This window comes from Deinococcus aquiradiocola, assembly GCF_014646915.1.
Taxonomy (GTDB): Bacteria; Deinococcota; Deinococci; order Deinococcales; family Deinococcaceae; genus Deinococcus; species Deinococcus aquiradiocola.
Genome location: NZ_BMOE01000001.1, coordinates 395,929 through 409,624, shown reverse-complemented (window position 1 = coordinate 409,624; position 13,696 = coordinate 395,929). Strand labels below are relative to the sequence as shown.

The window sequence follows — 13,696 nt, the reverse complement described above, 5'->3', positions numbered from 1 at the left end:
GGTTACTCGGTATCGGCGAGGTTCACCCAGCCGCGCTTGATGCCGATCAGCACGGCCTCCGTACGGCTCCCCACGTCCATCTTCGAGAAGATGTTCGCGAGGTGCACCTGCACCGTCCTCGGAGAGATGTCGAGGTCACGCGCGATCTCCTTGTTGGTGCGGCCTGTCGCCGCGATGCGCAGCACCTCCAGCTCGCGCGGGCTGAGCGTGTCGAGCGGCGCGGCGGTGCTCGTCGCGCCCGCGCTGAAGCGCTCCAGCACCTTGCGGGCCACGCTGGGGTGCAGGGCGCTCTCGCCCGCCGCGACGGCCCGCACCGCGCCGAGCAGTTCGTCCTCCGACGCGTTCTTGAGGAGGTACCCGGCCGCGCCCGCCTCCAGCAGCGCGAACACGTAGGCGTCGTCGTCGTAGCTCGTGAGGACGAGGATGTTCTGCTGCGGACGGTTCGCCTTGATGCGGCGCGTCGCCTCGATGCCGTTCATGCCGGGCATGCTGACGTCCATCAGGATCACGTCCGGCGACAGGTCCCGCGCGCCCGCGATGGCCTCCTCGCCGTTCGAGGCCTCCCCCACCACCTGAAAGTCCGGTTCGGAGTCCAGCAGGTCACGGGTTCCCTTGCGGACGACAGGGTGGTCGTCGACGAGCAGCAGACGGATGGGCTGGCCTTCCTGATACATGACGGGAGTGTAGCGTGCCGGGCGTGGGGGTGGCGGGGCAGGTCGCATAGGGGTGGGAGTGCTGTACAACGGTCCTTTGTATAAAATACCGGATAAGGCACCCGGTCGACCCGTCACCGATTCCGGCCTGGACAGGCCGTCAGCGCTCGCCGCGCACCACGCGCAGCAGGTCCGCCCCGTACGCCTCCACCCGCTTCGGCCCCATGCCGGGCACCGCCAGCAGGGCCGCTTCCGTCGTGGGGCGCAGGGTCGCCACCGCCTCCAGCGACGCGTTCGTCATGACCGTGAAGGCCGGGCGCTCCATCTCGCGCGACACCTCCAGACGCCACGCCCTCAGACGCTCCAGCAGGTCAGGGTCCGGCACGCTGTCCGGCGTGGGGGCCGGGTCCGGGAGGGCCTGCTGGCCCTTCAGGACACCCAGCACCGCCGCGTTGCCCGCCGCGCCCCGCTCCGCCGCCGGGACGGGCGCGGGCGTCTCGCCGTTCAGGACGGCCAGGAACGCCTCGCCGTAACTCTCGCGCTTCCTGGCGCCCACCCCGCTGATCTCGCCCAGCGCGCCCAGCGTGCGGGGGCGTTCCTCGGCCATGGCGCGCAGCGTCGCGTCGTGAAAGATCACGTACGGCGGCACGCCCTGCTCGCGCGACAGCTTCAGGCGCAGTTCGCGCAGCGCCTCGAACATCGGGTCGTGCGGGTACGCCTGCGCGGTCCCCCTGCCGCGACGCTGCCGCGCCTGCCGTTCCTCGCGCGGTTCCGGCTCGGTCCGCAGGTGCAGCGTCTGCTCGCCCTTCAGGAGCGCGCGGGACTGCGGCGTGGCGATCAGCGACCCGTGCCCCTCGGCGTCCGTCGTGAGGTACCCGAGTGCCGCGAGCTGCCGCAGCACGCCGCGCCACTGCCGGTCCGTGACGTCGCGGCCCACCCCGAAGGTCGGGAGCGCGTGATGCCCGAGGTTACGGACGCGGTCCGTCTCGTTGCCGTGCAGCACGTCGATCAGGTGCCCGGCCCCGAAGCGGTTGCCGGTACGGATCGCGGCGGACAGCGCCATCTGCGCGGCGCGTGTCGCGTCCCAGCTGTCCGGCGGGTTCTGGCAGGTGTCGCAGTGCCCGCAGGGGTGGTCGTACACCTCCCCGAAGTACGCGAGGAGCGTCTGGCGGCGGCAGCGGGCCGTCTCGCAGTACGCGAGGAGCGCGTCGAGCTTCTGCGACTCCACGCGGCGCACGTGTTCCGGCGCGGCGCTCTGCGCGAGCATGCGGCGCATGTTGACCACGTCCGCGAGGCCGTACACCATCCAGGCGGTGCTGGGCAGCCCGTCGCGTCCGGCGCGGCCCGTCTCCTGGTAGTAGCCTTCCATGCTCTTGGGCAGGTCGAGGTGCGCCACGAAGCGCACGTTCGGCTTGTCGATGCCCATGCCGAAGGCGACGGTCGCCACGACGATCAGGCCCTCCTCGCGGATGAAGCGGGTCTGCGCGTCGTCGCGTTCGCGCACGCTAAGGCCCGCGTGGTACGGGACGGCCTGCACGCCCTGCGCGACCAGCCAGCGGGCCGTCTCCTCCACCGAGCGGCGCGACAGGCAGTACACGATGCCCGCGTCCCCCTGGTGCTCGGCACGGATGAAGTCCAGCAGCTGCTGTTTCGGGCCGAGCTTGTGGGCGACGCGGTACTCGATGTTCGGGCGGTCGAAGGAGCTCAGGAACTGCCGTTCGCCTTCCAGTTCGAGGACCTGCAGGATGTCGGCGCGGGTGCGGTCGTCGGCGGTCGCGGTGAGCGCCACGCGCGGAATGCCGGGGTAGCGCCTCGCGAGCACGCCGAGACCCTGGTACTCGGGGCGGAAGTCATGGCCCCACTGGGAGACGCAGTGCGCCTCGTCCACCGCGAACAGCGCGACGGGCGAACGGTCCAGCAGGTCCAGCATGTACGGCTGCAGCAGGCGTTCCGGCGCGACGTACAGCAGGTCGAGGTCGCCGCGTTCCAGGGCGCGTTCGACCTCGCGGGCCTCGGGGCCGGTCAGGGAGCTGTTGAGGTACTCGGCGCGGACGCCGTTCTCGCGCAGGGCGTCCACCTGGTCCTTCATGAGGGCGATCAGGGGGCTGACGACCACGCCGACGCCGGGGCGCAGCAGGGACGGGATCTGGTAGCACAGGCTCTTGCCGCCGCCGGTGGGCATGAGCACGAGGGCGCTGCCGCCGCCGGTGATGTGCTGGACGATCTGGTCCTGCGGCGCGCGGAACTGGTCGTAGCCGAACACCGTCTTGAGGACGTGCAGGGCGGCGGGGGCTGGAGCGGCGGTCACGCGGGCAGTCTAGCGCGCTACGCCCCGGACGTAACGTGGTGTGGCTGACGCCCGCCCCGGACGCCGGTCAGCCCTGCAGCTGGAAGGGCGGGTCGAGCAGGTACAGCAGGTGCGCCTGCACGCTGTCCGGCCAGTCGCGGATCTGAGCGTACAGCCGGTCCGTGTCGCCCGCGTACAGGGCGCGGGACGCTTCCTCGTAGCCGGGCAGGTGACCGGCGAGGACGGTCATGAAGCGTCCGGCGGCCTCGGTGGTCTGGCGGCGGCGTTCGCCTTCCGGGTCGGCACGGCGCGCCTCGTCGATCAATCGGCGCAGGGTGGCGGACGCCCCGCCGCGTCCCTGTTCCAGCCACGCCCAGTGGCGCGGGAGGAGCGACACCTCGCGCGACACCACGCCCAGTTTCGGGCGGCCGGGGCCGGGGGTGGTGGCGGGTTCGGGCCGGGCGCGGTCCAGGGTGGCCTGCAGGGTGCCGCCCAGGTCGTGGTCGCGGTGCTGGCCGGTCGCGTCGTCGAAGATGACGATGCTGGCGTGCGGGCGCCGCTGGGCGTGCTCCCAGGCGGCGCTCAGGGCGTCCTGCAGGGTGCCGGTGCGGAGGCGGTCGTGGTCGGCGAAGGCCGTGTAGGTGGGTGCGTTCATGTCGGTATTTTACCCGGTAAAAATCAGCGGCGCAATAACAGCCGGGAAAAATAAGCCATCAGGCGTACCGCCCCCGCCGCGCTAGCCTGAGGCATGCGAATCCTCGTGGTGGGCGGCGTCGCCGCAGGCATGAGCGCGGCCAGCCGCGCCAGAAGACACGACCCGCACGCCCGGATCACCGTCCTCGAACGCAGCGACTGGATCAGCTACGGCGCCTGCGGCCTCCCCTACGTCCTCTCCCGCGACACGCGCGGCGACCCCGGAGACTTCGGCGTCCTCGTCGCCCGCACCCCCGAACAGATGCAGGACCAGGGCATCGACGTCCACCTGCGCCACGACGTGACCGGCGTGGACGCCGCCGCCCGCACCGTCCGCGTCCACGACCGCGACACCGGCCGTACCCGCACCGAACCGTACGACCAGCTGCTCCTCGCGACCGGCGTGCACGCCGCACGCCCCGACTGGGCCGCCAGGGACGTGGCGGGCGTGCACGTCCTGCGCGACATTCCCGACGGTCAGGCCATTGAGGCCGACCTGCAGCGCGGCGCGCGGCGCGCCGTCATCGTCGGCGGCGGCTACATCGGCCTGGAGGTCGCCGAGAGCCTCACGCGGCGCGGCCTGCACGTCACGCTCCTCGAACACGCCGGGCAGGTCGCAGGCCGCGCCCTCGACCCCGCGTACCGCGACCTCGTCGGCCAGACCCTCCGGGACGCGGGCGTCGACCTCCGCACCGGCACGCAGGTCCGGGGCCTCCACACGCGCGCCGGACGGGTGACGGGCGTCGAGACGCAGGACGGCCCGGTGAGCGCCGACCTCGTGATTGTGGCGGTCGGCGTGCGGCCCAGCACCGACCTCGCCCGCGCGGCCGGCGTGCGCCTGGGCCGCAGCGGCGCCGTGAGCGTGGACGCCCGCCAGCGCACGAACGTGGACGGCATCTGGGCAGCCGGGGACGTGTGCGAGGTCACTCACCGAGTCACGCGCCGCCGCGTACACCTCCCGCTCGGCCTCGCCGCGAACCGCATGGGCCGCGTCGCGGGCGTCAACATGGTCGGCGGGGACGCCCGCTTTCCCGGCGTGGTCGGCACGGCCATCTTCCGGGTGTTCGACCGCAGCGTGGCCCGCACCGGCCTCACGCAGGACGAGGCGGACGCCGCCGGGCTGGACGCGGTGAGCGTGGACCTCAGCAGCCGCGACCACGCCGGGTACATGCGGGACGCACACGACCTGCACGTGCGCCTCACCGCCGAGCGCGGGTCGGGCCGCCTGCTCGGCGCCCAGTTCGTGGGCGTCGGCGACGCCGTGAAACGCGTCGACGTCATCGCGGCCCTGCTGCACTCACGCGGCCGGGTGCACGACCTCGCCGAGATGGACCTCGCCTACGCCCCACCCTTCTCGAGCGTCTGGGACGTGCTGCTCGTCGCCGCCGGACGCCTCGGGAAGGCCGTGCGGGAAGGACAGACGGGCCGCCCCCCCCCACACCCCGGAGCGTGATCCGGCCGCGCGGCCCGGAACGCGGGACTTACTGGGAGGGGACCTTGACGGTGTTGAAGACGATGAGGTTGGCGACCTTCTTGAGGTTCGCTTCGAGGGCCGGGGTGATCAGGGCGCGGTTGTAGCTGTCGAGCGCGAAACCGACGCCGTTGTTCTGCAGGCCGAAGCTCTGGTCGCCGGGACGCCAGGGTTTGCCCTTCACGACGTCGCGCACGATGCTGTACACGGCGTTGTCGACGCGTTTGACCATGCTGGTGAGGCCGTGGTTGAGGGTCGAGGGCGTCTTGTCGTCGTCACCGAGGTAGTTCTGGTTGCTGTCCACGCCGATGAAGAAGGTCGGGCGGCTCTCGCCCTTGCAGGCCAGCTGGTACGCGGGGCTCTTGGGGATGGCCGAGAAGTTGTCGGTGTGGAACGTCACGCCCGCCGGGAGGGCGCTGGCGCGCAGGCACTGGGCGCTGTTCACGCGCTCCACCACGCCGCTGTTGCTCGCTCCGGCCGCCGCGAAGATCACGTCGGCGCCTTGCGCCTGCATGGCCGCCGCGAGCTGAGACGCCTTGGCCGGATCGTTCCACGCCGCGGGCGTCTTGCCGGTGTACGAGACGACGACCTTGCACTTCGGGCAGTAGAACTTCACGCCCGCCGTGTACCCCGCCTGGAACTTGTGGATGATCGGCACGTCCTGCCCGCCCACGAAGCCCACGACACCGGTGCTGCTCGACACGGCCGCGATGTACCCCACCAGGAAGGAGCCCTCCTGCTCACGGAAGCGCAGACCGACCGTGTTCTGCCCCTGCGGCAGGTCGTCGATCACCGCGAACTTCGTGCCCGGATGGTTCGCGGCGGCCGCCTCGACGCTGTCCTTGTTGGAGAAACCCACGCCGATCACGAGGCCCGCCCCGGCGCTCGCGAGCGGTTCCGCGCCGCGCGACAGGACGCCCTTCGCGTCGGCTTTCGGCTCGAACAGCTTGACCTTCACGCCCAGGTCACGCGCGGCCCGCTGCGCGCCCTCCCAGGCGGACTGGTTGAAGCTGCGGTCGTTCTTGCCGCCCGAGTCGAGCGCCAGACCGACCGTCAGGGTCGGGGCGGACTGCGCCAGGGCCAGCGGGAGCGAGAGGAACACGAGCGGGGCCAGCCAGGTCTTGGAGTTCATCGCCCGCACTTTCGGGCATGCGGCGGGCGTTCCGCCATGAGCTTCTTTACAGCCTCTCCCGGCGCTCCCCCAGGCGGGGGGGGCAGACGCGGCCTTCACGGGCCGCGCGACCTGGGGGGCGGAATCGGGCGGGGCAATGCAGACCACCTCCCAGAAGGGCCGCCGGGGATGGGCTACACTGCCCGGCGATGACCAGCCAGCAGCGCCGAGCCGAGGTTCACCGCCACACCCACGAGACCGACATCCGTATCACCCTGGACCTGGACGCCGCCGTGCCGGGCGGCATCTCGACCGGGCACGGCTTTCTCGACCACATGCTCGACCAGCTCGCGCGGCACGGTCGGCTGGGCCTGAACGTGCAGGCGACCGGCGACCTGCACATCGAACCGCACCACCTGGCCGAGGATGTCGGCATCACGGTCGGGCAGGCGCTCAGCCGCGCCCTGGGCGACCGGGTCGGCATCGAACGGTACGGGAGCCAGTTCGTGCCGATGGACGAGACGCTCGCGCACGTCGTGGTGGACCTGTCGGGCCGCGCCCACCTCGCCTTCGAACCGGAACGCCTGCACGTGTGGGGCATGGCCGGGTCGTTCAGCCACTACCACCTGCGGGAATTCCTGCGCGGCCTGTGCAACCACGCGGGCGTGACGCTGCACGTGCGGCTCCTGGCGGGCCGCGAGGCGCACCACGTCATCGAGGCGATCATGAAGGCCTTCGCTCGTGCCCTGCGCGACGCGGTCGCCGTGACCGGCTCGGGCCTGCCCAGCACCAAGGGACTGCTGTGACGCCGCAGGACGGTCCGCTGCCCGTCGCGCTCCTCGATTACGGCGGCGGCAACGTGCACAGCTGCCACAAGGCGCTCGTGCGGGCCGGCATCGACACGCGCGTCGTGTCCAGCCCGCACGAGCTGGGCGGCACGCGCGGCTTCGTCGTGCCGGGCCAGGGGCACTTCCGGCAGGTGATGGAGGCCTTCGACGCGAGCGGCTTCCGCGCCCCGATCCTCGCGGCAGCCGCGTCGGGCGAACCGGTCTTCGGGATCTGCGTCGGCATGCAGATGCTCCTCGACGGGTCCGAGGAAGCGCCCGGCGTGCAGGGCCTCGGCCTGATCCCCGGCCAGGTGCTGCGCTTCACGCCCGCGCCCGGCGCGCAGAAGGTCCCGCACATGGGCTGGAACAGCGTCGACAAGGTCGGGGACTCCGCGCTGCTCCGCAACCTGTTCTGCCCGGCGTACGCGTACTTCGTGCACAGCTACTACGTGCCGATCACGGTGGACGTCGAGGCGGGCGCCATCACCGAGTACGGCGTGCCGTTCTGGTCGGTGATCAGTCAGGGCAACGTCCACGCCACGCAGTTCCACCCGGAAAAGAGCGGCGAGGTGGGCATGGCCGTCCTGCGCCGCTTCCGCGAGCAGGTGCTCGGCGCGGTTCAGCCCGCCTGAACGCGGGTCGCCACCTTCCGCAAACCTTCGGACTTGCGCGGTAGGCCCGTACCCTTCCTCTAAGCTGGGTCCATGACGTTCACCTTACCGCTGTCGGGCGAATACCTGGCCAAACTGAACAACGCCGATCTGGTGCGGCCCGACCAGCTGCTCGGAGCGCACGTCGTCACGCAGGACGGCGTGGACGGCGTGCGCTTCACCGTGTGGGCCCCCAACGCGCAGCACGTCGCCGTGGTCGGAGACTTCAACGGCTGGAGCGCCTTCGAGACCCCCATGCAGCACGCCGAGGGCGGGTGGGGCTTCTGGACGGCCTTCGTGCAGGGCGCTCGACACGGCCAGACGTACAAGTACGCCGTGACGGGCCGCGACAACCAGACCACCTGGAAGGCCGACCCGTACGCCCGGACGAGCGAACTGCGCCCCAAGACCGCCAGCGTCGTGTGGCAGGACCAGCCGTACACGTGGCAGGACGACGCCTGGATGGGCAGCCGCGACCAGGGGCCCGAACGACCCATCAGCGTGTACGAACTGCACCTCGGGTCGTGGATGCGCGACGAGCACAACTGGTTCATGAACTACCGCGACCTCGCGCCGCGCATCGCCGACTACGTGCAGGACCTCGGGTACACGCACGTGGAACTGATGGGCGTGATGGAGCACCCCTTCGACGGCTCGTGGGGTTACCAGGTGACCGGCTACTACGCGCCCAGCGCGCGCTTCGGGACGCCGGAGGACTTCAAGTTCCTGGTGGACACCCTGCACGCGCGCGGGATCGGCGTGCTGCTCGACTGGGTGCCGGGGCACTTCCCGACGGACGAGGTGGGCCTCGCGCGCTGGGACGGCGAGGCGCTGTACGAGTACGCCGACCCCCGCAAGGGCTTCCACCCGGACTGGAACACGTACGTCTTCGATTACGGCCGCAACGAGGTCGTGATGTTCCTGATCGGCTCGGCCCTCAAGTGGCTGGAGGACTACCACATCGACGGGCTGCGGGTGGACGCCGTCGCGTCCATGCTGTACCTGAACTTCTCCCGCCCGGACGGGCAGTGGATCCCGAACATCTACGGCGGGCAGGAGAACCTGGAAGCCATCGCGTTCTTCAAGCGACTGAACGACGTGGTGCACCACCGCGCGCCCGGCGCGATCATGGTGGCCGAGGAGAGCACGAACTTCCCCGGCGTGACCGCTCCTGAAGGCCTGGACTTCGACTACAAGTGGGCGATGGGCTGGATGAACGACACGCTCGCGTACTTCGAGGAAGACCCCATCTACCGCAAGTACAACCACCACAAGATCACGTTTTTCGACGTGTATCGCAACACGGAACGCTTCATGCTGGCCGTGTCGCACGACGAGGTGGTGCACCTCAAGCAGAGCCTCGTGAACAAACTGCCGGGCGACTGGTACGCGCAGCGCGCGGGCCTGCGCAGCTTCCTGGGCCTGCAGTGGACGCTGCCCGGCAAGAAACTGCTGTTCATGGGGCAGGAGTTCGCGCAGCGCACCGAGTGGAACCACGACGAGGGCCTCCCCTGGTACGTTCTGGATTACCCGGAGCACCGCGGCGTGCACGACTGGCTGCGTGACCTGAACCGACTGTACAGCCAGCACCCGGCCATGCACCGCGGCGATCACCGCCCGGAGGGCCTGCAGTGGGTGGCGGGCGACGACCGGGACAGCAGCGTGTACGCCTTCGTGCGCCGCGACCCGCATACGGACGCGTGGCTGCTGGTCGTCGCGAACCTCACGCCCGTGTACCGTGAGAACTACAGCGTGGGCGTCCCGCAGGCCGGGCAGTACCGGGTGCTGCTCGACTCGGACGCGGGCGTGTACGGCGGGTTTGGGACACTGCAGCATGACCTGCACACGCGCGCCGAGGAGTCGCACGGCCAGCCGCAGCGCCTGCTGCTGAACCTCGCGCCGAACGGCGTGCTGATCCTGGAACTGGAGCGCGCTTGACGAGGCCCCCGGCCCGGCCCGGCCCGGACCTCCCGACCGTCCTGAGCCTGGGGCTGCTGGGGTTGATCGGCGTGCTGCTGATCCTGCCGCTGCTCGGCGTGGCCCGCCCGCCCGTGTGGATGGTCGCGGCCCTGCTGGCCGCGCGGGTCGGCGTGCAGGTGTGGCGCGCCCGCCGTTCCAGTCAGGCGTGGCGGCCCGGCAGCGTCATGCTGGACCTCGTGCTGATCGCCTTGCTCGTGTGGGTGGGCACCGGGCACGGCTGAAGCCGCTCCCGTTCGGGCGACCCCGTGGAAACACAGGGTCGCCCGAACCCTTACCAGCAGGCGGTGCTGCCGGACCGGTTCACACGGTTCTGATGCCCGCAGCCGGACGCCGACTTCGCGGCTTCGCGTTCCGCCGGGCGAAGCGAGCACCAACAGTTCTGTCTGACAGTCCGGTCTGGAGGACACGGAAGCAGGCAATCATTCCCCCTGCGGAACTGTACCAGTGCGCTGGTCTGCCCGGGGAGGAATGCCTTCGCTGTCCCCGGCATCCCGGTCACCGGATCCACACCGCGTCAGCTCAGGTCGAGCGGCAGTTCGAGATTCTCGGGCAGCAGGTAGGCGCGCAGTTCGCGGCGTTCCGGGTCGGCGATCAGGTACGGCACGCGGTACTGCGCGAGGTTGAGGTCGGTGCGGCTGGGACGGGCAGGGCCGTGCGGGTGGCTGTGATAGATGCCGCCCAGCGTCAGGCCGTCCTGCTGCATGGCGCGCAGGGCGCGCAGCAGTCCGGCCGGGTCGGCGAGGTACGTACGGGACGGGTCCGGCGCGATGTTCCGCAGGGGGTAGAAGGCGCGCAGGTCGAAGGCGTCCTCTTCCGCGTCCGGCGGGGCGGAGCGCGCGCCGAACACGCCGACACTCTCGTTCGGCAGGGCACGCTGGACGTGCTGCCAGACGGCGTCCTGCAGGTGGGTCGGGAGCCGGACGGTGGGCGGCATTGCAGGCAGGGTAGCGTATGGGTGAGCGCGTCACTGCGGGACTTCTCGCGGTCGGCACGTCCGCACGCCGCGAAGATGAGCGAACCTGACGCTTCTGTTAAGATCGGGGGGTGATCCGGCCCTCCGGGTCGCCCGGCACCGCGTGGACTCCAGCCTTCCGCGCGTTCCGGCCGCCTGTTCCTCCCCATGCCGCGCCTTCAGGGCCTCCGAGCCGCAGATCCCCCGCACCTGAATTCCGCCGGAGTTCACTTGATACCCGTGACGACGAGGCCATGAGCAGACCCCCCTGGACCCTCCAGCCGCCCCAGGAGCAGGTCGGTCCCGACCTGCCGCTCGCGCGCCGCCGCACGTCCCTGATCACGCTGGCGATCGGCGTTCCCACACTGATCCTGCTGTGGCTGTACGCGCTGCTGTACCAGCGCGACAACCTGCTGCTGCTGTACGTCCCGCTGTTGCTTGCCGTCCTGCTGCTCGGGTACCTGACGCAGTGGCTGGCGGGCTCGTCGCGCGCCAGCAGCGAGCGTGGCCCGGCCTGGCTGATTCTCGGGGCGACCGCCGCCGCCCTCGTGTACCGCCTCGCGTTCCCGGCGCAGTTCGACGCGTGGCTGCAGATGTTCGTGGCGCTGCTGGTGGTGCTGGCGGGCATGGCCGCGTGCCTGCGCTTCCGGCCCCGTCAGGCCCTCACCGCGCTCACCGGACTGCTCGCGCTGTACGCCGTGTCGCCCCTGGTGCTCACCCTGACCGGGCAGCTCGGGCCGGTCGAACGGATGCAGCAGCTGATCACGGTCCTGATGGTGGCGGCGGTGCTTTCCCTGGTGTTCAGCGCCGCATGGACGCGGGAAGCGCTGGGGCAGTCGGAAGCCATGAGTCAGCAGATGGAGTACCTGTCGAACATCGATCACCTGACGGGCCTCGACAACCGCCGCAGCCTGTACGGCCGGATCGAGCAGCTGATGGACGACCTGCTGGACGACCGGGCCGACACGGCCAGCGCCCGCATTCCCGTCACGACCTTCAGTCTGGTGCTGCTGGACGTGGATCACTTCAAGAGCGTGAACGACACCTTCGGGCACGCGAGCGGCGACACCGTGCTGTGCGGCGTGGCGGACGTGCTGAAGTCCTTCGTGCGGGACCGGGATCTCGCGGGACGCTGGGGCGGCGAGGAGTTCGTGCTGGTGCTGCCGGGCGCGTCCCTGGAACGCGCGGCCCGTATCGCCGAACGCCTGCGTGCCCGCATCGAGGAGGAACGCTTCCTGCCTCACCGGACCGTCACCGCGAGTTTCGGCGTGGCGGAGTACCGGCGTGGCGACCGGCTGGAGGCGCTCGTGGCGCGGGCGGATCAGGCGATGTACCGCGCGAAGCAGTCCGGCCGGAACCGCGTCGTGCTGCACACCTCCGCGAACGATACGCTGAGCGGTGACGAAACGCGGCCCGTCACGCACTGACCCGCACCGGAGGGACGACCCGGCCCGGAGACGGAGGGCGGACGTGGTCGGCGGGACCGCGTCCGTGGCGGGCGCAGGCGTGGTCTGGGGGGACGTGAGGGCATGCGATACTCGGCGCATATGACCACGACCACGCCATTTCCGTCCCCTCCGCTGAGGATCAGCCCCTGGGCCCTGTCGAGCTTCTGGAGCGGGTCGGCGTTCCACTGGCTGCTGCTGCTGCTGATCCTGCTGCCCGCCGACGTGCTGAAGTTCGTGGGCGAGGACCGCAAGGGGACGTTCATGGGGCTGGTGGTGGGGATCGGCGCGGTGATGGCGCTGGTGCTGCCGCCCCTGATCGGGACGCTCAGCGACCGGGTCGGGAAGCGGCTCGCGTTCCTGCGCTGGGGCGTCGCCATCAACGTGGTGGGGCTCGCCGTGATGCTGTTCGCGTCGCAGGCGCTCGGCGGACTGGGCGGCTTCTGGGTGTATCTGTTGGGGTATCTGTTCGTGCAGGCGGGCAACAACACGGCCACCTCACCGTACAGCGCGCTCATTCCGGAACTCGTGCCGCAGCAGGACCGGGGGCGGTACAGCGGCGTGATGGGGCAGTTGCAGGCCATCGGGCAGCTGGTGGGGGCGCTGCTGGCGTTCGGGCTGGGGCAGCTGGGCCTGCCGTCCGCCGTGTCGTACGTGCTGATCGGGGTGGTGCTGGTGGGCAGCGCCGCCATCACGCTGCGGCAGGTGCCGGAGCCGCCGCTGACGCCGCAGCCCGGCAATCACGCCCGCTGGTTCCTGGGGTCCGTCGGGCGTGCGGCGGCGGTGGTGGCGGTGCTGGGGGGCGCGTACCTGCTGCTCGCGCAGGCCGTGCCGGGCTTCTCGCTGTGGATGGCGTTCGCGCTGCCGGTGCTGGTGGTGGTGGCCGTGGTCGTGGCGGGCGTGCTGGACCGGCGCGGGACGCTCAGCATGACGCCTCACCCGATGATCGGGGAGCGGCTGATGACGGTGTTCCTGTACCAGCCGTTCCTGTGGGTGTTCATCACGCGGATGCTGTTCAGTCTCGGGCAGTACAGCGTGCAGCCGTTCCTGCAGTACTACACGGGCGACGTGCTGGGCCAGAAGCATCCCGGCACCGCCACGAGCATCATGCTGGCGTGCATCATCGTGGGCAGCATCGTGAGCGCCATCGTGGGCGGGCGGCTCAGTGACCGTGTCGGCCGCAAGCCGATCATCTACGTGGCGGGCACCGTGATGGCGGCGGCGGCCCTGTCGCTGCTGTTCGCGCCGAACTTCGTGGCGGCGCTGGCGCTGGCGCTCGCGTTCGGGCTGGGGTACGGGGCGTTCGTGAGCGTGGACTGGGCGCTCGGGTCGGACGCCATGCCGAGCCGCGCGACGTACGCGCGCGACATGGGGTTGTGGCATGTGGCGTTCGTCGCGCCGCAGCTGTCGAGCGCCCCGCAGGGCTTCCTGCTCGACTGGGGCAACGCGTACGGCCGTACGCACGACTTCCTGAACATGGGGTACTTCATCGTGTTCGGCATCGCGGCCGCGTGCTTCCTGCTGGGCGTGATCCTCGTGCGGAACATCCGCAGCGTGCGCTGACGTTTTCCCCATTGAGCCTGAAGGGGGCCTTCACCCGGTAAGATCGCTCTCAGATCACGGTCTG

Annotated in this window: 12 protein-coding genes; 7 read left to right on the top strand and 5 right to left on the bottom strand. The window is 70.7% G+C overall.

Going from position 1 to position 13,696, the window contains the following annotated elements; genetic code table 11:
- Nucleotides 1-2 precede the first annotated feature (2 nt).
- From IEY33_RS01875 to IEY33_RS01865, 3 genes are all read right to left on the bottom strand, one after another.
- On the bottom strand, nt 3-674 hold the full coding sequence (locus IEY33_RS01875) for a response regulator (protein WP_188960518.1): 672 nt from the start codon (nt 672-674) through the stop codon (nt 3-5).
- Between the two features lie 139 nt (nt 675-813).
- Entirely contained in the window at nt 814-2,961 is a 2,148-nt protein-coding gene (gene recQ / locus IEY33_RS01870; protein ID WP_188960517.1) for a DNA helicase RecQ, read from the bottom strand.
- A gap of 67 nt (nt 2,962-3,028) precedes the next feature.
- Nucleotides 3,029-3,595 carry a DUF2239 family protein gene (locus IEY33_RS01865; protein WP_188960516.1) on the bottom strand — a complete coding sequence of 189 codons (567 nt, stop codon included), beginning with the start codon at nt 3,593-3,595 and terminating at the stop codon, nt 3,029-3,031.
- A 93-nt stretch (nt 3,596-3,688) separates the two neighbouring features.
- Here IEY33_RS01865 and IEY33_RS01860 point away from each other — a divergent pair, with 93 nt between their 5' ends.
- Nucleotides 3,689-5,086: an FAD-dependent oxidoreductase gene (locus IEY33_RS01860; RefSeq protein WP_188960515.1), complete on the top strand. Its 1,398-nt coding sequence runs from the start codon at nt 3,689-3,691 to the stop codon at nt 5,084-5,086.
- A gap of 28 nt (nt 5,087-5,114) precedes the next feature.
- On the opposite strand, the gene IEY33_RS01855 is transcribed toward IEY33_RS01860, so the two are convergent.
- Nucleotides 5,115-6,236, bottom strand: coding sequence for a BMP family lipoprotein (locus IEY33_RS01855; RefSeq protein ID WP_188960514.1), 1,122 nt, complete (start codon nt 6,234-6,236; stop codon nt 5,115-5,117).
- A gap of 188 nt (nt 6,237-6,424) precedes the next feature.
- Between IEY33_RS01855 and hisB the strand changes: the two genes are divergently transcribed.
- The 4 genes from hisB (at nt 6,425) to IEY33_RS01835 (ending at nt 9,893) form a co-directional block, all read left to right on the top strand.
- Nucleotides 6,425-7,021, top strand: coding sequence for an imidazoleglycerol-phosphate dehydratase HisB (gene hisB, locus IEY33_RS01850; protein ID WP_188960513.1), 597 nt, complete (start codon nt 6,425-6,427; stop codon nt 7,019-7,021).
- Complete coding sequence (gene hisH, locus IEY33_RS01845) at nt 7,018-7,674, top strand: imidazole glycerol phosphate synthase subunit HisH (protein ID WP_229670676.1); 657 nt, start codon at nt 7,018-7,020, stop codon at nt 7,672-7,674. The genes hisB and hisH overlap by 4 nt, the downstream gene beginning before the upstream one ends.
- Before the next feature lie 72 nt (nt 7,675-7,746).
- Entirely contained in the window at nt 7,747-9,630 is a 1,884-nt protein-coding gene (gene glgB / locus IEY33_RS01840) for a 1,4-alpha-glucan branching protein GlgB (RefSeq protein ID WP_188960512.1), read from the top strand.
- Nucleotides 9,627-9,893, top strand: a complete 267-nt coding sequence (locus tag IEY33_RS01835) for a hypothetical protein (protein WP_188960511.1) — start codon at nt 9,627-9,629, stop codon at nt 9,891-9,893. Before glgB ends, IEY33_RS01835 begins: the two co-directional genes overlap by 4 nt.
- Nucleotides 9,894-10,186: 293 nt before the next feature.
- On the opposite strand, the gene IEY33_RS01830 is transcribed toward IEY33_RS01835, so the two are convergent.
- Entirely contained in the window at nt 10,187-10,606 is a 420-nt protein-coding gene (locus IEY33_RS01830; protein WP_188960510.1) for a M67 family metallopeptidase, read from the bottom strand.
- A gap of 272 nt (nt 10,607-10,878) precedes the next feature.
- Here IEY33_RS01830 and IEY33_RS01825 point away from each other — a divergent pair, with 272 nt between their 5' ends.
- The gene (locus IEY33_RS01825) at nt 10,879-12,051 is read left to right on the top strand and encodes a GGDEF domain-containing protein (RefSeq protein WP_188960509.1); all 1,173 of its coding nucleotides are present in this window, start codon (nt 10,879-10,881) and stop codon (nt 12,049-12,051) included.
- Between the two features lie 120 nt (nt 12,052-12,171).
- On the top strand, nt 12,172-13,632 hold the full coding sequence (locus IEY33_RS01820) for an MFS transporter (RefSeq protein WP_188960508.1): 1,461 nt from the start codon (nt 12,172-12,174) through the stop codon (nt 13,630-13,632).
- The last annotated feature ends 64 nt before the right edge of the window (nt 13,633-13,696 follow it).